Origin of the sequence: Mycolicibacterium sp. TUM20985 (assembly GCF_030295745.1) — a bacterium.
Lineage (GTDB): Bacteria > Actinomycetota > Actinomycetes > Mycobacteriales > Mycobacteriaceae > Mycobacterium.
Genome location: NZ_AP027291.1, coordinates 2,214,707 through 2,234,791, shown reverse-complemented (window position 1 = coordinate 2,234,791; position 20,085 = coordinate 2,214,707). Strand labels below are relative to the sequence as shown.

The following is a 20,085-nucleotide window of genomic DNA, read 5'->3' as shown; positions in this document are numbered from 1 at the left end:
GATGTGAGGAACGGCACTTCACCAAATGTTCACCTGAGGTGAACGGAGTGGCAGACTTCCTGATGTCAGACGACCCGGGGACCCGGATGGGCCTCGAGGAGCGAATCGACGAGATTGGGGACAATGATGTCTGAGCAAACGGTTTACGGTGCTGTCACCGATTCACCCGCCAAGCCACGCGGGAAAGTCCGCACCCACCACCTGCAGCAGTGGAAGGCCGAAGGCCACAAGTGGTCGATGCTGACGGCCTACGACTACTCCACCGCCCGCGTGTTCGACGACGCCGAGATCCCCGTGTTGCTGGTGGGTGATTCCGCCGCCAACGTGGTCTACGGCTACGACACGACCGTGCCGGTCACGGCCGACGAGTTGATCCCCCTTGTGCGGGGCGTGGTGCGCGGCGCGCCGCACGCGCTGGTGGTCGCCGATCTTCCGTTCGGTAGCTACGAGGGCGGCGCCGCCCAGGCGCTCGCCACGGCCACCCGATTCATGAAGGAGACCGGCGCGGCCGCGGTGAAGATCGAGGGCGGCGAGCGGGTGGCCGACCAGATCGCGACGTTGACGCGCGCCGGCATCCCCGTGGTGGCTCACATCGGCTTCACCCCGCAGAGCGTCAACGGCCTCGGGGGCTTCCGCGTGCAGGGCCGGGGCGACGCCGCGGAGCAGACCATTCACGATGCCATCGCCGTCGCCGAGGCGGGCGCGATCGCGGTGGTGCTCGAGATGGTGCCCGCGGAGCTGGCCACGCAGATCACCGGCAAGCTGACCATTCCGACGGTCGGTATCGGTGCCGGACCCAACTGCGATGCGCAGGTGCTGGTGTGGCAGGACATGGCGGGCATGACCGCTGGCCGGACGGCGAAGTTCGTCAAGCGCTTCGGTGATGTCGGGGCTGAATTGCGTCGTGCAGCAACGCAGTACGCGGCCGAGGTGGCCATGGGAGTGTTCCCCGCCGAGGAACACTCCTTCTAGCGGGACCTCAGGGGAACTCGGGCTTGCGCTTGCCCACGAAGGCCGCAATGCCCTCTCGGCCGTCGGGTGAGGCGGCGCTTGCCTTGATCAGCCTGGCCTCGTGCTCCATCTGCTCCTCGAACCCCGAGCCATAGGTGGTGAGCAACAACTTCTTCACCGCGGCGTGCGAATGACTTGCGCCAGAAGCGACTCGGGTGGCCAGCTCGTCGAGCTTGGCGGTCAGTTCGGCATCCGGGACGACGGCGGTGACCAGACCCCATTGCGCCGCCTCGTCGGCGGACAGCACGCGGTTGGTGATCATCAGTTCCTGGGTCTTGCGCAGACCGATCAGACGGGGCAGCAGGTAGGACGAGCCGCCGTCGGGGCTCAACCCCACCTTCGTGTACGCCATCGTGAACGACGCCGACTCGGCCGCGAGGACGAGGTCGCCGGATACCCCCAGGGGGAAGCCGGCACCGGCTGCCACTCCGTTGACAGCCGTGATCAGGATTGCGTCCATCCTGGCGAACGTGGACAGCGCCCGGTGCAGATCGTCGGCGATGCCCTTGACGAATGCTCCCGGGTCCGCCGCCGCCGCCATCGCCTTGAGATCGCCTCCCGCACTAAAGAACTTGCCTGCGCCCGTCAGGGTGACCACCTTCGTCGACGGCGTGTCGCACAGCGCGGCTGCCGCGGCGAGTTCGCGCGTCAACGTGTCGTTCATCCCATTCGCGGCGGTGGGCCGATCGAGAACGATGCTGGTGATGGGTCCGGACACGGCGAACGTCAGCGTTTCGAAGTCGGGCATGGCCAGACGTTATCGCACCCGTGTGACCCGCTCTGGTCGCGCGTCGTCGTGCGTTCATCTCGATGTGGCACCCTGTTCATGATTTGCAAGACCAAGCCCTCCCAACTGAAGGTGAAGATGCCAGCCGACAAGCGCAAGCCGTCGCGTCACACGGAGGTAGAGCGCAAGTTCGCGGTCGTCGACGGAACCGTGTCCCCATCGTTCGACGGCCTCTCCGCGGTCGCCAAGGTGGAGCGCTCGCCGGCGCAACGACTCGACGCCGTGTACTTCGACACCCCCGACGAAGACCTCGCCGCCCGCCGAGTCACGTTGCGCCGCCGCACCGGTGGACCCGACGCCGGCTGGCACCTGAAGCTGCCGGGCGGGGCCGACGCACGCACCGAGGTCCGCGTGCCGCTCGGCGACCCGGGGTCGGCCGACGACGTGGTGCCCGACGAGTTGCGCGACGTCGTCCTCGCCATCGTGCGGGACCGACCGCTGCGCCCGGTGGCACGGATCTCGACCGTCCGCATCGTCGACGTCCTGTACGGACACGATGGTGCGGCACTGGCCGAGTTCTGCGATGACACGGTGCACGCCACGACGCAGGGTGACCAACCGCCGCAGGAATGGCGGGAATGGGAGCTCGAAGTGGTCGAGAGCGCTGGGAACGACAACGATTCCGCACTGCTCGACCGGCTCGCCAATCGACTGTTCGACGCCGGCGCCGAACCCGCGGGCCACGGCTCGAAACTGGCCAAGGTACTGGGGACGCCGCAGAAGGCGACACCGCGCGCCAACGACCCGGTGCACAGCGCCATCGCCGACCAGGTCGAGGAACTGTTGGTCTGGGACCGGGCGGTGCGCACCGACGCCTGGGATTCCATACACCAGATGCGGGTGGTGACGCGGAAGATCCGAAGCCTGCTCCGCGCCTCCGAGGCGTCGTTCGGGATCGCCGACGACTCACCGATCCTGGTCGAACTCAAGCAGCTGGCCGGAATTCTCGGGGTGGCCCGCGACGCCGAGGTGCTCGCCGAGAAGTACGAGAACGCCCTCGACCAACTGCCCGACGAACTGCTCAGGGGGCCGGTGCGCGAGCGTCTCGTCGAGGGTGCCAAGCGGCGGTACCGCGCCGGCTGGAAGCGCACGCTGGTGGCGATGAGGTCGGAGCGCTACTTCCGCCTGCTCGACGGGTTGGAGGCGTTGATCGCCGCGGAACCACCGCCGCTGGAGCCGGGTACCGAGCCCGAACCGTTGACCGTCGGCGCGGCCTACAAGGGGCTCCGCAAGGCATCCAGGAAGGCCGACGCCGCAGCAGCGGACCCCGACGTCTCCGCCGTGGAAGCCGACGAGGCCTTGCACAAGATCCGCAAGCGAGCCAAGCAGCTTCGCTACACGGCGGCCGCCCTCGGCGAGACCGCCGTCACCGACAAGGCCAAGGTGATCCAGACACTGCTTGGCGACCATCAGGACAGCGTCGTCAGCCGGGCGCGGTTGTCCGAGGAAGCGGTGACGGCCCACGGTGCCGGTGAGGACACGTTCACCTACGGCGTGCTTCACCAGCTCGAGGCGGAGGTCGCCCAGCGTGCGGAGGAACAACTCGCGAAGGCGCTCAAAGAACTGAAGAAGGCGGCGCGCGCCGCCGAGTAGCGATCCGGCGAGGGCGGACGAGTTGGCCTGTAAGCCGGATTCTGTTCCGCACCACCATGACTGGTGGCGCGGCGGCGACCATCCATCTGGACACACCGTCACCGGGTGCCTCGAGCGGCCTACCCGCAGACTCGGGCGAGCAGCCCTCGAACGTCTGCGCAGCCGCAACCAGGTTGCGACCTTCTTGGCCTTGCTTCGGGTGGGGTTTGCCTAGCCACTCCGGTCACCCGGAATGCTGGTGCGCTCTTACCGCACCGTTTCACCCTTACCACCGAATCGGTGGCGGTCTGTTCTCTGTGGCACTGTCCCGCGAGTCACCTCGGATTGCCGTTGGCAATCACCCTGCTCTGTGAAGTCCGGACTTTCCTCGACGTTCGGGTGAACCCGACCGCCGCGGCCGCCCGGCCAACTCGTCCGCGCTGATCACCGTACTCTGCTGCGCGGGCGCGGCGAGTGTGTGGGTCTTTGGCGAACGCTTCCGACATCTGCATCCAAAGCCCACACAGTCGGCGACGCGTCAGCTCCTTCGCCGCAGAACCATGACGTTGTCCTGCAGCGTGGCCACCTCGCCGTCGGGTCCGGTGGCCGTCCGGTCGATGGCTTCGACCCGCACGCGGTCCCATTCTCCCGCCGGGAGATCGAGGTCTGCGAGCACCTCCTCGGCAGGGGGGAACGGATGGTCGTGCGGCACCTTCGTCGCCCACGGCGGCATCCCGCCATGGTCGACGATGACGAGGTAACCGCCCCGCGCGACGGCGTCGGCGGCATGACGCAGGACCTGGGGCCGCTCGAGGCGCACGGTGGAGTGCAGGAACTGTGCGGAGACGAGGTCGTAGGTCCCCTCGGGGAAGCTGTCCGACAGATCGTGCCGCTGGAACTCGATGCGCTCCGACACCCCTCGCGTGCGGGCTTCCTCGCCCGCGCGTCCCATCGCCGTGTCGGAGATGTCGACAGCGGTCACGTGCCAACCGCGCTCGGCCAGCCAGACGGCGTCGCCGCCCTCCCCGCAGCCCAGGTCCAGTGCGCGACCCGGGGGCAGGTCGGCGACGACGGTGGCGAAGTGGGCGTTCACCCGACCACTCCAAATACGTTCTCGCTCAGCGTAGTGCGCTTCCCAGTAGTCCTTGGCCGACTGACTCGGATCGGCCACCTCGTGGTCATGCGTTCCCATGGACGTGCTCCTTCCGTCGCGGCCGTGGCGGCCGGGCTCCTGAGGACCACTCTTGCCGACCGCGGATCGATCTGCCAATATCCTTTGCCATGCAGGCAAAGGCAGATGACGTCGACCTCCGGGTCAGAAGACGGTTGCGGGAGCTGCGCACGCAGCGCGGGCTGACCCTCGAGGATGTCGCCACCCGCGCCGACATCGACGTCTCGACGCTGAGCCGACTCGAGTCGGGCAAGCGCCGACTAGCGCTGGATCACCTGCCGAGGCTCGCCGTCGCGCTCTCGGTGAGCACTGACGATCTGCTGCGTGCACCCGACGCCGAGGACCCGCGGGTGAAGGGTGCGGCCCAGACCCGACACGGGGTGACGTTCTGGCCGTTGACCAACAACGGGCCCGCCGGTGGTCTGCACGCCTTCAAGATCCGGGTGAGCGCGCGTCGCCGCACCCCGCCCGATGAACTCCCCGTTCACGACGGTCAGGACTGGATCTACGTGCTCGCCGGCCGCATGCGCCTACTCCTCGGCGATCGCGACTTCACCATCAAACCCGGTGAGGCCGTCGAGTTCTCGACGTGGACGCCGCATTGGTTCGGGGCAGTCGAGGAAGCGGTGGAAGCCGTGGCCCTCCTCGGCCCGCACGGTGAACGGCTGCACTTACACTCCTGAGTCGGCGTCCTTGCGCTCGGGGCCGAGCAGTTTCCGCACCGAGATCCGAGAGCCGTACGGCTGCAGCATCTGGCTCGCGGGACGCTGGCGCACGTTGAGCGGCCACCAGAACCAGCGGCCGAGCATGGCCGCGATGGACGGCGTCATGAACGACCGCACGATCAGCGTGTCGAACAGCAGGCCCAGGGCGATCGTGGTGCCGATCTGGCCGAGGACGATCAGGTCGCTGAAGACGAACGACGCCATGGTGCCCGCGAACACCAGACCGGCGGCGGTGACGACCCCGCCGGTGCCGGCCATCGCCCGGATGATCCCCGTGTTGAGACCGGCTCCGATCTCCTCCTTGAACCTGGATATCAGCAGCAGGTTGTAGTCCGCCCCCACCGCCAGCAGCAGGATGATCGCCAACGCAGGCACGATCCAGTACAGCTCGATGCCGAAGATGTACTGCCACACCAGGACTGCGAGCCCCAGTGACGCCCCCAGCGACAGCACGACCGTGCCGACGATCACGAGGGCGGCGACCATGCTGCGGGTGATGAAGATCATGATGAGCAGGATCAGGGCGATCGCCGCGATCGCCACGATCATGAGGTCGTACAGCGACCCCTCCTGGATGTCCTTGTACGTCGATGCCGTTCCCGCGACGTAGATCTTGGCGTCCGACAACGGTGTCGCCTTGATCGCATCGAAGGCGGAGTTCCGCAGCGCGTCGATGTGCGAGATGCCCTCGGGCGTGGCGGGTGTGCCCTCGTGCGTGATCGTCATCCGTGCGGCCTTGCCGTCGGGTGACATGAACAACTTCAGTCCGCGCTTGAAGTCCGGGTTGTCGAACGCCTCCGGTGGCAGATAGAACGAGTCGTCGTTCTTCGCGTCGTCGAAGGCCTTGCCGAGAGCGGTCGCGTTCTCCAACGCCTCCTGGCTCTGGGTGTTGGTGCCCCCGGTGGTGGCGTAGTTCGACTGCAGGAGATCGCGATTGGCCTCCTGTACGTCGATCTGGGGCGGAATCAGGGCCACGAGTTGCGGCTGCAGGGCATTGAGCTTGTCCAGGCTCGCGGTGATCTTGCCAAATTGGTCGCTGAGCGTGGAGATTCCGTCGAGTGAGTCGAACACCGATCGCAGCGCCGCACACGACGGGATGTCGAAGCAGTGCGGCTCCCAGTAGAAGTAGTTGCGCAGCGGACGGAAGAAATCGTCGAAGTTCGCGAGGTTGTCGCGCACTTCGTTGATGGTGGCGACAGTGTCGTGAAACGCCTGGACCTGCTCATCGGTCGCGGCGGCGCTCTGCTTCTGCAACTCCAGCTGCTGTTCGAGGATGCCGATGGACCTGCTGGCCTGGTCCACCTGTTTGAGGATGTCCTGCGCCCTGGCCTGCTGGTAGCTGAGGTTCATGATCTGCCCGGCGCTCTGGGCGCTGATCTGAAACGGTATGGAGCTGTGCGTGAGCGGCGTGCCGAGTGGCCGGGTGATGGACTGCACCAGTGCGATGCCCGGGGTGTGCAGCACGGCCTTGGCCACCCGCTCGAGGATCAGCATGTCCGACGGATTGCGCATGTCGTGGTCGGACTCGATCATCAACAGCTCGGGGTTGAGCCGGGCCTCGGAGAAGTGTCGTTCGGCGGCCGCATACCCGACGTTGGCGGGGGCCGTGTCGGGAAGGTAGGGGCGGCCGTCGTAGCTGATCTTGGCGCCCGGCAACGCGAGCACACCGATGGCGGCGATGGCCAGCGTCGCGATGAGAACGGGACCGGGCCACCGAACGATGACCGTGCCCATCCGGCGCCATCCGGGCGCGCGCACCTTGCGCCTCGGATCCATCAGCCCGAAGTGGCTCGCGATGACCAGGACGGCGGGCCCGAGGGTCAGCGCCGCGATGAGTGTCACCAGTACGCCGAGCGCGGCCGGTACGCCGAGGGTCTGGAAGTACGGCAGCCGGGTGAAGTAGAGGCACGCCACCGCGCCGACGATGGTCAGGCCGGAGCCGACGATGACGTGCACCGTCCCCCGGAACATGTCGAAGTACGCCGCCTCGCGTTCCAGGCCGCGGTTACGGGCTTCCTGATACCGGCCGACGATGAAGATGGCGTAGTCGGTGCCCGCGGCGATCGCCAACAACGTGAGCAGGTTGGTGGCGTACGTCGAGAGCCCGATGACGCCTTCGTGTGCCAGCAGCGCGACGACGCCACGGGCAGCGGCCAGCTCGACGACCACGACGAGAAGCATGATCAGGGTGGTGACGATGGAGCGGTACACGATGAGCAACATCACCCCGATGACCGCGAAGGTGATGGCGGTGACCTGGTGGGTGCCTTCGTTGCCCACCTCGAAGTTGTCGGTGATCAGGGGCGCAGCGCCGGTGACGTAGGCCTTGACCCCCGGTGGCGCCGGGGTGTCCGCCACGATCTTGCGGATGCTGTCGACGGACTCGTTTGACAGCGCCTCGCCCTGGTTGCCTCGTAGATACACCTGGACGAGCGCGGCCTTGCCGTCCTTGCTCTGCGCACCGCCCGCGGTGAGCGGGTCTCCCCAGAAGTCCTGGACGTGCTCGACGTGCTGAGTGTCCGCGTCGAGCTTCTTGACCAGGACGTCGTAGAAGTCGTGGGCATCCTGGCCTAGCGGCTGATCGCCTTCCAGCACGACCATCGCCGCGCTGTCGGAGTCGAATTCCTCGAACTTCTGCCCGATGTGCCGCATCGCCATGATGGACGGCGAATCGCTCGCGTTCATCGCCACCGAGCGTTCGGCGCCGACCACCTCGAGCTGCGGAGAGACGATGTTGGTTAGCGCGGCGATGGCCAGCCATAGCAGCATGATCGGCAGCGCGAGGACCCGAATGAGACGCGCGGGCCGGGAGCCTTCGACCGGACCCTCTTCCCGATGCTCGCTCATGCGGACTTGTCCAGGCAGGCGATGTATCCGTTCACGTTGTTGGCGGACCTTTCGTCCTTGACGATGCCGTTGACGGTGATCCGGCAGGTGATGGGCGCAGAGTCGCCCTGGGCGCGGAGGTCCGCGAAGAGTGTTGGATCGTCGGTGACCAGGGTGTGCGACCACGGCAGGGGCGCATCGTCGACCCGCTGGGGCTGAGCGTTCTCATCGAGGAAGTTGATGGTGGCTACCGAGCCCGGGCTCCCGAAGACCTCGAAGAGCACGCGCTTGGGGTTGTAACCGGTGTTCTCCAACGAGTCGGCACTGGGTCTGGTCACTTCGTTGTCGGAGCCGAAGATGCCGTGCAGGCGAACGACGCTGAAGGCGACCAACGCGACGACGATCACCGCGATGATCACGGCCCACTGCCCCCGTACGACGCTGCCGATCGAATTCTTCTTCACCCGTAGGCCTTTCGACAGCCGGCGACGCGGCATCCAGATCGGTGCCGTCCTCATTGCGGCTGAGGGCGACCGAAATGGAACGGTACGGTACGGTACGGGTCACTGCAACTCGTCGAAAACCATTGCGCAAAGGATGTTGATGTGGTCTCAGACTCAACGGAATCGTCCGCCGCGACGTCCGACTGTTCCTGGAGCGCGCGCGAAGCCGAGCTGCTGGCGGTGACCTTGAACCTGCTTCAGCAACACGGATACGACCGACTGACGGTGGAGGCCGTGGCCACCGAGGCCAAGGCCAGCAAGGCCACTATGTACCGTCGCTGGCCATCCAAGGCCGACCTAGTGCTTGCGGCGTTCGTCGAAGGAACCCGCGCGTCGGCGATCCCTCCGCGCACTGGATCGCTACGCGGTGACCTGCTGGCCATCGGCACCTCGGTGTGTGAGCACACCCGAGAACACTCCGGCACCATGCGCGCAGTGCTGAACGAGATGTCCCGCAGCGAAGCGCTCAGCGCCGCCATGCAGGACAAGTTCATCTATCACCGGAACATGCTGATCCAAGAGGTGCTCGGCGACGCCGTGGCCCGCGGGGAGATCGACTCAGCGGTGATAAACCCCGAGATCTGGGATCTCTTGCCCGGATATCTCGTCTTCCGCTCCGTCGTCTCCGAACGCCTCCCGACCGCCGAGACCGTGCGCGCACTGGTGGATGAAGTACTGATGCCGAGCCTCACTCGAGGTATGCCGTCGAATTGACGAGCCGGACCGACGAGCCGCCGTCGGGGTAGAATTCGGCGATCGACAGCGAGGCCAGGTCGAGGTGCAGGCGATACAGGATGCCTGGCCCCGCATCGAGCGCAAGCCTCAGAATCGACTTGATCGGCGTGACATGCGATACCACCAGGACCGTGGCCGCGCCGTGTTCGGCGATCAATCTGGTGCGCGCCCGTCGCACCCGGTGGGCCACCGCGTCGAAGCTCTCCCCGCCGCCGGGCGGCGGCACGCTGGTGTCGCTGAGCCATTGACCGTGCAGGCCTGGATCTTGTTGCGCCGCTTCGCCGAACGTCAGGCCCTCCCAGTCGCCGAAGTCCGTCTCGATCAGGTCGTCGTCCACGGTGACGTCGAGCCCGAGCGCCTCGGCCGCTGCCGTCGCGGTGTCGTGCGCCCGCTGCAGGGGTGACGACACCACGGCGGCGACCCCACCGCGTGGACCGAGGTGGGCAGCGGCAGCGGCGGCCTGGCGTCGCCCGAGTTCGGTCAGCGCCGGGTCGCCCTGCCCCGAGTATCGGCGCTCCACCGACAACTCGGTCTGGCCGTGGCGCAGCAGCAGGAACCGCGTCGGAGCCCCCCGCGCGCCGGTCCAGCCCGCTGGTGAAATCGCCTGCGCAGCAGTGGCTTCCGGCGACGCGTCGGCGATCCCGCCACCAGCCGACGCCTCGGCCGCGGCGTCCATCGCCTCGTTGGCCAGCCCGTCGGCGTGTGCGTTCTCGGCGCGCGGAATCCATCGGTAGGTGATGGCGTCGAACCCCGAAGCCACCTCGAGCGCACGCTGCCGCAGGGGAATCAGATCGGGATGCTTGACGCGCCAACGGCCCGACATCTGCTCCACGACGAGCTTCGAATCCAGTTGCGCGAGAACGTCGGTGGCGCCGATCTCGGCCGCCTCCTGCAGGCCGGCGATCAGGCCGAGGTACTCCGCGACGTTGTTGGTGGCGCGCCCGATCGACGCCTTGCTCTCTGCCAGTACGCGTCCGCGGTCGGCGGACCAGACGACGGCGCCATAACCGGCCGGTCCCGGATTGCCGCGCGATCCACCGTCGGCCTCGACGAGGACCTTCACTCGCTGAAGTCCCTGACGCGCACCAGGATTGCCGAGCACTCGGGGCAGCGCAACACCTCATCCTCAGGCGCCGCCGCGATACGGGCCAGCTCGCCGCGGTCGATCTCGATGCGGCAGGCGCCGCACCGTCCGCCCTGCAGCCGGCCTGCCCCCACCCCGCCGCCGGCCCGCTGGCGCTCGTAGAGGGCGACCAGGGCGGCGTCCAGCGAACCATGCAACTCGTCGCGGCGCGACGCCGCCTCGTGTCGCGACTGGTCGATGAGCACCAGCGCCTGATCCCGCGCCGCCATGGCCTCGGCGACCTCGGCGTGCAGGTCCTCGATCCGGTTCGACTGAACCGCCCGATCGTTCTGCAGTGACTCTCGGTGCTCCATGACTTCGAGCAACGAGTCCTCGAGGCTGCCCTGGCGCCGTTGCAGCGTCTCCAACTCGTGCTGGATCTCGCCGACGTGCTTGACGTCGACCGTGCCACCGTCGAGCAGCGCACGGTCACGATCCTCGCGCTTGCGGACGGAGTCGATCTCGCTCTCGAACTTCTCCACCTGGCCCCCGAGGTCTTCGATTGCCATCGTCAACGCCGCCAGGGCGTCGGTGGCCTCGCGGTGCGAGGCTTGGACGACGTCGAGCCGCTGCTGCTCGTCGAGGTGTTTGGCGCGATAATCCAGCCGGCTCAGAGCGGCATCGAGGGTGGCCAGTTCGAGAACCGAACGTTGTTGCATTTCAGCGGCTTTCATGAACTCGTGACATCTCTCTCTATGTTCCATGGATCCGTTCGGACCGGGCTGACGCGAACCTCGAGCTCATCGTCGAAATTCGTTCGCAGTAGTTCGGCCGCTTGATGGCACCAGGGGTACTCGCTGGCCCAGTGCGCGACGTCGACGAGCGCGACGGATGAAGCGCGCAGGTGCTCGTCGGCTGGATGATGCCGGAGGTCGGCCGTCAGGTAGACGTCCACGCCGGCGGCCGACACGGTGTCGAGGAGTGAATCACCCGCTCCCCCGCACACCGCGACCCGCGTCACCATGGCGTTGGGATCACCTGCCGCGCGCACGCCCCACGAGGTTGCGGGGAGCCTTTCGGACACGCGAGACACGAAGGCGGACAGACGTTCCGGGCTCGGCAGTCGGCAGATGCGACCGATGCCCACGTCGGACGGCAGCGGGGCGAGTGCCAGCACGTCGAACGCCGGCTCCTCGTACGGGTGGGCACCCCGCATCGCGGCCAGCACCGCGCCGCGTAGTCGGGCGGGCGCGATGACCTCGATCCGGTCCTCGGCCACGTGCTCGACCTCGCCGACCCGGCCGATGGCGGGTGAGGCGCCGTCCTGCGGCAGGAACTGCCCCGACCCCGGCACGCTCCAACTGCACCGCGCGTAGTCACCGATCGTGCCCGCACCGGCGTCGAACATCGCCTCGCGGACCGCCGCTGCGTCGCCGGTGGGAACGAAGACCACCCACTTGTCCAACCGGGCGCCGTCCGCCACCGGGGAGAGGACGTCCTCGACGACGAGACCGAGCGTCTCGGCGAGCGCGTCCGATACGCCCGGGGATGCCGAGTCGGCGTTGGTGTGGGCCGTGAACAGGGCGCTGCCCCGGCGGATCAGCCGGTGCAGAAGAGCACCCTTCGCCGTGTTCGCCGCCACCGTGTCGACGCCTCGAAGCAGCAATGGGTGGTGGGCGAGGAGCAGGCCGCGGTCCGGAACCCGTGCGATCACGTCCGAGGTCGCGTCGACCGCGACGGTCACGGTCTCGACGGACTCGGCTGGATCTCCACAGACCAGACCGACGGAGTCCCATTCGGCGGCCAGGGCGGGGGGGTACGCAGACTCCAGCACCTCGATGACGTCGGACAATCGCGCGCTCACTGCGGTACCCTACCCGCTCCGCGACTGCCCATCCCACGACAGTAGACAATGGACCGGTGAGCCCCCAGCTAGTCATCTTCGACCTCGACGGCACGCTCACCGATTCCGCCGCCGGTATCGTCTCGAGCTTCCGGCATGCGCTCGGTGAAGTCGGCGCCGAGGTGCCCGACGGCGACCTCGCCGGCCTGGTCGTCGGACCGCCGATGCACCACACGCTCACGGCCATGGGTCTCGGCGGCCGGGCGGACGAGGCCTTCACCGCCTACCGCGCCGACTACACCACCAGGGGCTGGGCCATCAACAGCCTCTTCGACGGCATCCCCGAATTGCTGACCGACCTTCGCGCCGAGGGAGTTCGGCTGGCGGTCGCCACGTCGAAGAACGAAACGACGGCCCGGCGGATCATCGAGCACTTCGGCATCGATGGCCACTTCGAGGTGATCGCCGGGGCCAGCGCCGACGGGACCCGCTCCGCCAAGGCCGACGTGGTCGCACACGCGTTGGCTCAACTGGGTCCGCTGCCGGACGAGGTACTCATGGTCGGTGACCGCTCCCATGACGTCGAGGGCGCCGCGTTACATGGAATCGACACCGTGGTCGTCGAATGGGGCTACGGCGCTTCGGACTTCGACGGCCCCGGCGCGGTGACCGCCCACCTGCACGTGGCGACGATCGACGATCTGCGGGAGGCGCTCGGTGTCTGAGCATCGGGGAGGAACGCAGCGACAGCTGCACGTGACCTTCGTGTGCTCCGGGAACATCTGCCGATCTCCGATGGCGGAGAAGATGTTCGCCCACCAGAACGCCGAGCGCGGTCTGGCCGACGCCGTCCGGGTGAGCAGTGCGGGTACCGGCAGCTGGCACGTCGGCGACCCGGCCCACGACAGCACGGCCCACGTCCTGCGCGAGCGGGGATATCCGACCTGGCACCGCGCCGCTCAGGTCGACGACGATCACCTGGCGGCCGACATGGTCGTCGCGATGGGCCGCAACCACGTCCGCATCCTTCGCGACCTCGGGGTGCCGCCCGCACGGATCAGGATGATGCGTTCCTTCGATCCGCGATCGGCCGCCCATGCGCTGGACGTCGACGACCCGTACTACGGATCACTGCAGGACTACGAGGAGACGTTCACCGTCATCGAGGCGTCACTTCCCGGCTTGCACCGGTGGGTCGACGAACAGCTCGCCGAACGTGGGATGGCGAGCTGATGGGTACCGGATCCCCGGGGCGTCTCGCTCCCGCCCTGCGCCGATTCGCGTTCTTGTTCAAGCCGCAGTGGCTGGCGCTCTACGTGGTGGTGATCGCGTTCGCCTACCTCTGCTTCACCGTGCTGGCGCCGTGGCAGCTCGGTAAGAACACCACGACGTCACGCGAGAACACGCAGATCTCCGATTCGCTGTCCCAGGCGCCGGTAACGGTGACCACTTTTCTGCCGCAACAAGATTCGACGGCGCCCGGGGCGCAGTGGCGTCAGGTCACCGCGACCGGCAGATACCAGGCGGACGCACAGGTGCTCGCCCGGCTGCGGGTCATCGACGGCAACCCGGCCTATGAGGTGCTGGTGCCGTTCCACGTCGACGGCGGCCCCACCGTGTTGGTGAACCGTGGCTTCGTCAAACCAGACAAGGGCACTGCGGTACCTGACTTCGCGCCTCCGCCGACGGAAACGGTCACCATCACCGCCCGGCTGCGTGACTCGGAAGCCGTTGCCGTGGGCAAGGATCCGTTCACGGAGGCCGGAGTTCGGCAGGTGTACTCCATCAGCACCGGGCAGATCGCGCAGGTGACGGGTGTGCCGTTGGCGGGGTCCTATCTACAGCTCGTCGACGATCAGCCCGGTGGTCTCGGGGTGATCAGCCTGCCGCACCTCGACGCGGGACCGTTCCTGTCCTACGGCATCCAGTGGATTGCGTTCGGGATCATCGCGCCGATCGGCGTGGGGTACTTCGTCATCGCCGAGGTCAAGCAACGCCGTAGGGAGAAGCTTCAGACCGACTCGCGGGCGGCGTCGACCGCACCGCTCAGCGCGGAGCAGAAGCTCGCCGACCGCTACGGCAGGCGGTCGTGACGAGCACGGCGGCGACGGCTGCCCCCGCCTGAACGGCGCGTGAGAGCCGGACGGACCGGTTGATGTCGGCGCTGGTCGGAACCCGCCCCGCCCCCAGGGTCGGCCGGATCTCGAGCCGGTGGGCGTACTGCGTCGGGCCGCCGAGCCGGATACCGAGAGCCCCGGCGAACGCCGCCTCCACCACGCCGGCGTTGGGGCTTGGATGTCGGGCCGCGTCCCGGCGCCAGGCGGCCGCGGCCCCGCCAGGGGTGCCCCCGACCGCGGGAGCGCACGCCGCGACCAGAAGTCCCGTTGCCCGCGCCGGCAGGTAGTTCAGGACGTCGTCGAAACGTGCTGCCGCCCAACCAAAGCGCTCGTAACGGGGCGATCGGTGCCCGATCATCGCGTCCAGGGTGTTGGCGCCCCGGTAGACCAGCAACCCGGTCACCCCGCCGAGCGCGCCCCACCACAGCGGCGCGACCTGCGCGTCGCAGGTATTCTCGGCGACCGATTCCACGGTGGCCCGCGCGATGCCCGCCTCGTCGAGTGACGCAGGATCGCGACCACAGAGCGACGGCACCAAGGCGCGGGCGCGCTCGAGGTTGCCTCGCTCCAGTCGGGAGGCCATTTCGCTGCCGGTCCGCGACAACGACGTCCCGCCCAGCACGAAGAAGGTGACGACGGCGGTCACCGTCGCGGTCCACCGCGGACCCCGCCGGGCGGCCGCGCGGTCGACCGCCAGCCCGAGCGCGGCGAGCCCACCGAGGAGCACCGCCGTGTGGGCGGTCCCGGCAGCGCGACCGTCCGAGTAGCTGAGTCGTTCCCACGACGATGCGACGGTGCCGAACAACGCCACCGGGTGCCCGCGCCGCGGGTCGGCCAGCAGCAGGTCGGCCAGCCAACCCGCCGCCAAGCCGACCGCTCGGCCGCGACTGCGGGACACACACACTCCCGCAGCGTCTCACGAGCACTCGCAAGGGTCGCGCGAACCAGGGGCCGAGAACGACGTGTGTAATCGACGGAGTTGGCGGGTACCCACGGACCGGTGTGAGATATCTCGCGTCATGAGTGTGATCGGTTGCCCCAGGACCCTGGCGACGGCTTGTCGTGCATCTGCCGACCCAGGACAACACAGATAGTTGTTCTCGAGGGAGCAGAGATGAGCATCGAAGCCGGTGAGAAGAATTTGATCGAAGAGTCGATGTCGTCAGCATATCGGCTCGCGGTAACCGAGGCCGTGCGCGAGATCGCCGAACAACGGGCCGTCATCGAGCAGGCCAAGGGCATGCTGATGTTCATCTACGGCATCGACGCTGACGCGGCCTTCGACCTCTTGCGCTGGCAGTCCCAGCAGCACAACGTAAAGCTCCGACTCATCGCCGAACAAATCACCAAGGACATGGCCGAGCTCGCCAGAACGACACCACTCAAGAGCCGGATCACCAATGACCGGCTTCTGCTCACCGCGCACCAGCGGATTACCGCGGTGGCCGACAGGCAGCGTGACGGCCAATCTAAGACGGGCACGTAACGCCCGGCGTCTTCGCCATCCCTCGCCGATGACGTCGACTACGCCATTGCCGAGAGAGGGTGCGCCGCCTCCGGGACCCGGCGTCGTCGGCATCAACCAGGGCTTCCGCGACGTCGAGTCAGCGGGTTTCTGCCGCCGGGCCAGGGCGATCGTGCGCATCGGATTCCCTTTGCCAGCAATTTATTTGGCGAGTGCCGTCCGAATCGAGGGCGTCAGCCCAATGATGACCCGCTGCCATCGACATCGCGGCTGCGAAACCGTTGCGAGAGCCGTACCGAGGCTCATCGAGGGCAGCGGCGACGACGCCACCGAATCGACACAAAATGTTTGCTGCTCATCGGTCGAGGCAGAGGTAGATCGTTGGCCGAGGGGATTCGAGCTGACGTGACTATGTGTTTGCTGTGCTGCCGCGCAACACAACCGGACTCGAACGGGCGTGGTCCCACGAGTCCGCGCAACCAGCCGGAAGGCCTTGTGACACGCCCATTTGGCGATGTGTTTCCCGTGCCAAAGTAAAGATTCCGCAGCAATACACGTGAACTGGCAATCCCGTCCCCGGGAGGCTTTCACACTGGCGCCCCTGTGACGTCGCTCATCTACGTAAACGGCGGACCGGGCGGATTGCTTTTGCTAAAGCGGGCACAGAGCCAGCGGCGGGGTGGGATTATTTACGGGTACGCAGGAAATCGAGCGGTTGCTAGGCAGGAGAACTCCGGCCAGCGGCCCTTCGAGAAGGGGGTTCAGTATATGGAGATCTCAGAGAATGGTGGGCGCTTGGCCGCCTCCCGCGCCGAGGAGGGGGTACCTGCCCGCGGCGGCGGACTCCCCCACCTGCGGTGGGAATTGGAACAGGTGATGACGCGGGTGAAACCGAATGATCTGTCAGCTGATGAGATCGCTGGCCTCCTCGGTATTCTGCGGCCCGCCCACTCCCGGGTCATCGGCGGACCAACCGGGCGGCCAGGACTGCACCTTGCTGCCAGCTGCAGCGACCAGGCGACGCCGCAGCTCGCTTAGCAGCGAGTCGATCGACGCCCCCGTCAGATCACCGGTGAGAGTCGTCAGCTCCACCACCCCGAGTTCGTCACTGGTCAAATACCCCGCGGCCACCAGGGCCTCGACCGGAGAGTGACCGTAGACCCGCGCAAGCGTGACCACCGCTTCCGCGCGCGGAGTATTGCTGCCACGCTGCCAGCGGGAGATGCTGGACTGGTCGATTCCGGTCGCAGCGGCGATGTCCTTCTGCGTGGAATTACCAGTCACCGTTGCCACGTATCGCCACCACGTCCCGTCGGCCATCCGGTCAGGGTAAGCATCCGTGTGTGATTCCACCATCAATGTCGCCTTTCGCCGCCGTTCAACGAACCAGGTCAGCACCAAGACGGTGATCTAGGGTGTTAGCCGCCCCTTAGACTAGCCGATTGCATGCGTCTATGCATAGCTCTATGCTGTTATGCATCACTTCTCGGATCCATTTCTTCTCGGAGGCGGCCTCGACGAGCGATCGAGAAGGGATGCGTCATGACCGCGAGTACGGACACCGCCGCTGGCGGCCCCCAACCCGCTGAGCGGGCGTCACCGGTCAATGACGACATGGGTCGGTTGTCGTTGCGCTGCAGCGATCGCCCCGGTCTGGTGGCCGCCGTCAGCGCATTCCTCGCCGAGGCTGGCGCGAACATCGTGTCACTCGACCAACACTCGACGCAGCCGACGGGTGGAACGTTCATGCAGCGCACCGTCTTTCATCTACCGGGGCTGTCGGGTGCGCGCGACGCGCTCGAACGCGACTTCGTCGCGCGGATAGCGACCCGATTCCACATGGACTTCAGCCTCACCGAGGCATCCACGCCCAAGCGAGTGGCGATCATGGTCTCCAAGGATGACCGCTGCCTGCTCGACCTTCTGTGGCGGAACCGCCGGGGCGAGCTCGACATGTCCGTGGTTGCGGTGATCTCCAACCACCCCGACCTGGCCGACCGGGCAAGCCTCTTCGGCGTGCCCTTCGTTCACGTCCCCGAAGAGATCCGGGCAGATGCCGAACGACGCCAACTCGACGTGTTGACCGGCAACGTCGACCTCATCGTGCTGGCCCGGTACATGCAGATCCTGACGCCCCACTTCCTCGCCGCAGTCGGGTGCCCACTGATCAACATCCATCATTCGTTCCTGCCCTCGTTCACCGGCGCCGCCCCGTACCGGCGGGCGAGTGAACGTGGCGTCAAACTCGTTGGTGCGACTGCTCATTACGTCACCGAAGACCTCGACGCTGGCCCCATCATCGAGCAGGACGTGGTGCGCGTGAACCACCGACACGGGGTTGAAGACCTCATCCGGCTCGGGGCCGACGTCGAACGTGCCGTGCTCTCCCGGGCCGTTCTGTGGCACTGCGAGGATCGCGTCATCCGGGACGGCAATCACACGGTGGTCTTCTGACGGCGGTTACCGTTCCACCATGCGTGGGTTGCGGTCAGATGTGTTGGTGCGGCCGATGACACGTGAGGACGCCGAGCGAGTCGCCCGATGGCGCTACCGCGGCGCGTGGTCGGTCTACGATCTGCCGTCGGCTGAACCGATCCTCGACGCCCTGACCGATCATCACGCGGTGGTTGCCGCTGACACGTTGATCGGCTTCTGCTGCACTGGCGACGCGGCCCGCGTTCCGGGTCTCGCCGTCGAACCACACATGCTCGACGTTGGGCTGGGCATGGACCCCAGCCTGGTCGGCCGCGGGCAGGGCACCGCGTTCGGCTGGGCCGTCGTGCGCCATCTCGCTCTCCGCCACCCCGGCCGGTCGATGCGGGCCGCGGTCCAGAGCTGGAATCAGCGCAGCCTGCGTTTGACGCAGCGGTTGGGATTCGCGGACGAGGGCGTGCTGACGGCGGGTCAGGGCGGACGCCCCGTGTCCTACCGGATCCTCGTGCGCCCAGCCGACCTTTCGGGCGGCACACCGACTGACCTGCAATGACTTCGGTGGGCGCGGAGGGGATCGAACCCACGACCGCTGGTGTGTAAATGCCGCCACGTGTCGTTTCAGCTGTAACGCTGCGTTCCTCTTGGTAAGGATATGCCCAGCTCAGAGCGTTGCAAGCGTTACGCAGCGTCTGGTGCTTCTCGGCCGTTTCTGCGCGTCGTGGCACACTCTTGGCACAGCGGGGGTTTGAGAACGACACCCGGTGACCGTGGCGATAGACCTCGGGACCGGCCGCGAAGGCGTCGCAGGCTAGAACCACTTCGTCTCTACCAAATCCTGGAAGGCCTCGGGCAGCTTGCCCGCCTTGTGCATGGACAGCAGCTGAGGGATCTCGAAGTGCGGATTGCCGCCGCCGAAGTTGGTCTCAACCTGCAGACTAAAGTCCGCATCGAACCCGCGTTACGCCCTAGCCTAGGCCGGATTGCAAATGTCCTCGTGCACCCGGGCGTGGCTAGCCTTGCCCTCGAACTACGCAACCGGCGTGAGCTCCAACTAAAGCCCATACAACAATCAGCCGCGAACGATAGCCCCCTGTTTGAGCGCGCCGGTCCCGCACTCCCCGGTGCAAAATGTATTGCCCACGAATTTGAGCCGAGCGCTAGCTCTCGATGATACGGGTTACGTACGGTGTCATTCCGCCGGTGCGCACGGGTGAGACCTTCACGGGCACCCCGGTTTGTTGCGCTTCGAGCATCTGGCCGTTGCCCAAGTAAAGGGCTTCGTGCTGGCCCCCGGAGGGACCCCAGAACAGGAGGTCGCCGCGCTTGGCCTGCGACGGGGGGACTTTTCGGCCGGCGTCGTACTGAGCGCCGGAGTAGCGAGGAAGCAGAATGCCGACGCCGGCGAACGCATAGCGAGTCAAACCCGAGCAGTCGAATCCGACAGTGCCTGCGCCAGAATCGATTCCGCGACTCGGTCCGTTCAGGCTACCGCCGCCCCATGAGTAGGGCACACCACGCTGGGATCCGGCTCGGCGAATCACGTATTCGATGGCTTGCGCGCCGTAGACCCGGTTGCCGCTCAGGCTGAAGCCCGGATCGCTCGCCGGGCTCGTCAAGCCCAGGCTGCTCAGGAATTTGCGTCCCATGTCCATGGTGGTCTTTGCCGCGTTGGCGCTGGCCTGTAGGGAGGCGTTCGCGATCGCCACCGGATCACCTGGGGCCCCCGCGCTAAGAACGCTCGGCAGCAACGGATCCCATGGGCTGACGGGTTCAGCGTGAGCGGGTGTGGCCAGAACGATCGCCGTCACGGCGCATCCGACGAGGAGGAGACGCG

General features: G+C 66.9%; 20 protein-coding genes, 1 other RNA gene and 1 pseudogene. 10 read left to right on the top strand and 12 right to left on the bottom strand.

Annotation, left to right across the window (positions count from 1 at the left end; translation table 11 throughout):
- Nucleotides 1-126: 126 nt before the first annotated feature.
- Nucleotides 127-972 carry a 3-methyl-2-oxobutanoate hydroxymethyltransferase gene (gene panB / locus QUE68_RS10950; protein WP_284226012.1) on the top strand — a complete coding sequence of 282 codons (846 nt, stop codon included), beginning with the start codon at nucleotides 127-129 and terminating at the stop codon, nucleotides 970-972.
- Nucleotides 973-979: 7 nt separating this feature from the next.
- Here the strand turns inward: panB and QUE68_RS10945 are convergent, their stop codons facing one another.
- The gene (locus QUE68_RS10945; RefSeq protein ID WP_284226011.1) at nucleotides 980-1,759 is read right to left on the bottom strand and encodes an enoyl-CoA hydratase/isomerase family protein; all 780 of its coding nucleotides are present in this window, start codon (nucleotides 1,757-1,759) and stop codon (nucleotides 980-982) included.
- 117 nt (nucleotides 1,760-1,876) lie between these two features.
- On the opposite strand from QUE68_RS10945, the gene QUE68_RS10940 reads away from it, so the two are divergent.
- Complete coding sequence (locus QUE68_RS10940; RefSeq protein WP_284226010.1) at nucleotides 1,877-3,391, top strand: CYTH and CHAD domain-containing protein; 1,515 nt, start codon at nucleotides 1,877-1,879, stop codon at nucleotides 3,389-3,391.
- Nucleotides 3,392-3,405: 14 nt separating this feature from the next.
- Here the strand turns inward: QUE68_RS10940 and rnpB are convergent.
- Nucleotides 3,406-3,804: RNase P RNA component class A (rnpB, locus tag QUE68_RS10935), an RNA gene on the bottom strand.
- A 104-nt stretch (nucleotides 3,805-3,908) separates the two neighbouring features.
- Entirely contained in the window at nucleotides 3,909-4,562 is a 654-nt protein-coding gene (locus tag QUE68_RS10930) for a class I SAM-dependent methyltransferase (protein WP_284226009.1), read from the bottom strand.
- Between the two features lie 89 nt (nucleotides 4,563-4,651).
- Here QUE68_RS10930 and QUE68_RS10925 point away from each other — a divergent pair, with 89 nt between their 5' ends.
- Complete coding sequence (locus QUE68_RS10925; protein ID WP_284226008.1) at nucleotides 4,652-5,224, top strand: helix-turn-helix domain-containing protein; 573 nt, start codon at nucleotides 4,652-4,654, stop codon at nucleotides 5,222-5,224.
- Here the strand turns inward: QUE68_RS10925 and QUE68_RS10920 are convergent.
- Both QUE68_RS10920 and QUE68_RS10915 read right to left on the bottom strand, forming a co-directional pair.
- A complete protein-coding gene (locus QUE68_RS10920) occupies nucleotides 5,213-8,113 on the bottom strand; it encodes an MMPL/RND family transporter (protein ID WP_284226007.1) in 2,901 nt (966 codons plus the stop codon). The two genes, QUE68_RS10925 and QUE68_RS10920, sit on opposite strands and share 12 nt — an antisense overlap.
- A complete protein-coding gene (locus QUE68_RS10915; protein ID WP_454786246.1) occupies nucleotides 8,110-8,556 on the bottom strand; it encodes an MmpS family transport accessory protein in 447 nt (148 codons plus the stop codon). Before QUE68_RS10915 ends, QUE68_RS10920 begins: the two co-directional genes overlap by 4 nt.
- A gap of 141 nt (nucleotides 8,557-8,697) precedes the next feature.
- Here QUE68_RS10915 and QUE68_RS10910 point away from each other — a divergent pair, with 141 nt between their 5' ends.
- Nucleotides 8,698-9,309, top strand: a complete 612-nt coding sequence (locus QUE68_RS10910; protein ID WP_284226006.1) for a TetR/AcrR family transcriptional regulator — start codon at nucleotides 8,698-8,700, stop codon at nucleotides 9,307-9,309.
- On the opposite strand, the gene QUE68_RS10905 is transcribed toward QUE68_RS10910, so the two are convergent.
- Genes QUE68_RS10905 through QUE68_RS10895 form a run of 3 tightly spaced genes read right to left on the bottom strand, consistent with a single transcriptional unit; the run spans nucleotide 9,284 to nucleotide 12,257 of the window.
- On the bottom strand, nucleotides 9,284-10,393 hold the full coding sequence (locus QUE68_RS10905; RefSeq protein WP_284226004.1) for a bifunctional RNase H/acid phosphatase: 1,110 nt from the start codon (nucleotides 10,391-10,393) through the stop codon (nucleotides 9,284-9,286). The genes QUE68_RS10910 and QUE68_RS10905 overlap by 26 nt on opposite strands.
- Entirely contained in the window at nucleotides 10,390-11,127 is a 738-nt protein-coding gene (locus tag QUE68_RS10900) for a zinc ribbon domain-containing protein (RefSeq protein WP_284226003.1), read from the bottom strand. The genes QUE68_RS10905 and QUE68_RS10900 overlap by 4 nt, the downstream gene beginning before the upstream one ends.
- The gene (locus tag QUE68_RS10895; RefSeq protein ID WP_284226002.1) at nucleotides 11,124-12,257 is read right to left on the bottom strand and encodes a Nif3-like dinuclear metal center hexameric protein; all 1,134 of its coding nucleotides are present in this window, start codon (nucleotides 12,255-12,257) and stop codon (nucleotides 11,124-11,126) included. The genes QUE68_RS10900 and QUE68_RS10895 overlap by 4 nt, the downstream gene beginning before the upstream one ends.
- Nucleotides 12,258-12,313: 56 nt before the next feature.
- Between QUE68_RS10895 and QUE68_RS10890 the strand changes: the two genes are divergently transcribed.
- From QUE68_RS10890 to QUE68_RS10880, 3 genes are all read left to right on the top strand, one after another.
- The gene (locus QUE68_RS10890; RefSeq protein WP_284226000.1) at nucleotides 12,314-12,961 is read left to right on the top strand and encodes an HAD-IA family hydrolase; all 648 of its coding nucleotides are present in this window, start codon (nucleotides 12,314-12,316) and stop codon (nucleotides 12,959-12,961) included.
- Between the two features lie 70 nt (nucleotides 12,962-13,031).
- Nucleotides 13,032-13,469: an arsenate reductase/protein-tyrosine-phosphatase family protein gene (locus QUE68_RS10885; RefSeq protein ID WP_286275800.1), complete on the top strand. Its 438-nt coding sequence runs from the start codon at nucleotides 13,032-13,034 to the stop codon at nucleotides 13,467-13,469.
- 35 nt (nucleotides 13,470-13,504) lie between these two features.
- Nucleotides 13,505-14,329: an SURF1 family cytochrome oxidase biogenesis protein gene (locus tag QUE68_RS10880; RefSeq protein WP_284230838.1), complete on the top strand. Its 825-nt coding sequence runs from the start codon at nucleotides 13,505-13,507 to the stop codon at nucleotides 14,327-14,329.
- Here the strand turns inward: QUE68_RS10880 and QUE68_RS10875 are convergent.
- Nucleotides 14,283-15,257 (bottom strand): cobalamin biosynthesis protein, encoded by a 975-nt coding sequence (locus tag QUE68_RS10875; RefSeq protein ID WP_284225998.1) that lies wholly within the window; start codon nucleotides 15,255-15,257, stop codon nucleotides 14,283-14,285. The genes QUE68_RS10880 and QUE68_RS10875 overlap by 47 nt on opposite strands.
- A gap of 210 nt (nucleotides 15,258-15,467) precedes the next feature.
- Between QUE68_RS10875 and QUE68_RS10870 the strand changes: the two genes are divergently transcribed.
- Nucleotides 15,468-15,839 carry an ANTAR domain-containing protein gene (locus QUE68_RS10870; RefSeq protein ID WP_454786245.1) on the top strand — a complete coding sequence of 124 codons (372 nt, stop codon included), beginning with the start codon at nucleotides 15,468-15,470 and terminating at the stop codon, nucleotides 15,837-15,839.
- 882 nt (nucleotides 15,840-16,721) lie between these two features.
- Here the strand turns inward: QUE68_RS10870 and QUE68_RS10865 are convergent.
- Nucleotides 16,722-17,138 (bottom strand): helix-turn-helix domain-containing protein, encoded by a 417-nt coding sequence (locus QUE68_RS10865; protein WP_286275616.1) that lies wholly within the window; start codon nucleotides 17,136-17,138, stop codon nucleotides 16,722-16,724.
- Nucleotides 17,139-17,432: 294 nt separating this feature from the next.
- Here QUE68_RS10865 and purU point away from each other — a divergent pair, with 294 nt between their 5' ends.
- Nucleotides 17,433-18,272: a formyltetrahydrofolate deformylase gene (gene purU / locus QUE68_RS10860; RefSeq protein WP_284230837.1), complete on the top strand. Its 840-nt coding sequence runs from the start codon at nucleotides 17,433-17,435 to the stop codon at nucleotides 18,270-18,272.
- 55 nt (nucleotides 18,273-18,327) lie between these two features.
- Entirely contained in the window at nucleotides 18,328-18,804 is a 477-nt protein-coding gene (locus tag QUE68_RS10855; RefSeq protein ID WP_286275615.1) for a GNAT family N-acetyltransferase, read from the top strand.
- A 297-nt stretch (nucleotides 18,805-19,101) separates the two neighbouring features.
- Here the strand turns inward: QUE68_RS10855 and QUE68_RS29615 are convergent.
- Nucleotides 19,102-19,173 (bottom strand): annotated as a pseudogene (locus tag QUE68_RS29615) (hypothetical protein); the annotation flags it as partial.
- A 235-nt stretch (nucleotides 19,174-19,408) separates the two neighbouring features.
- The gene (gene ripB, locus QUE68_RS10850; protein WP_286275614.1) at nucleotides 19,409-20,059 is read right to left on the bottom strand and encodes an NlpC/P60 family peptidoglycan endopeptidase RipB; all 651 of its coding nucleotides are present in this window, start codon (nucleotides 20,057-20,059) and stop codon (nucleotides 19,409-19,411) included.
- Between the last annotated feature and the right edge of the window lie 26 nt (nucleotides 20,060-20,085).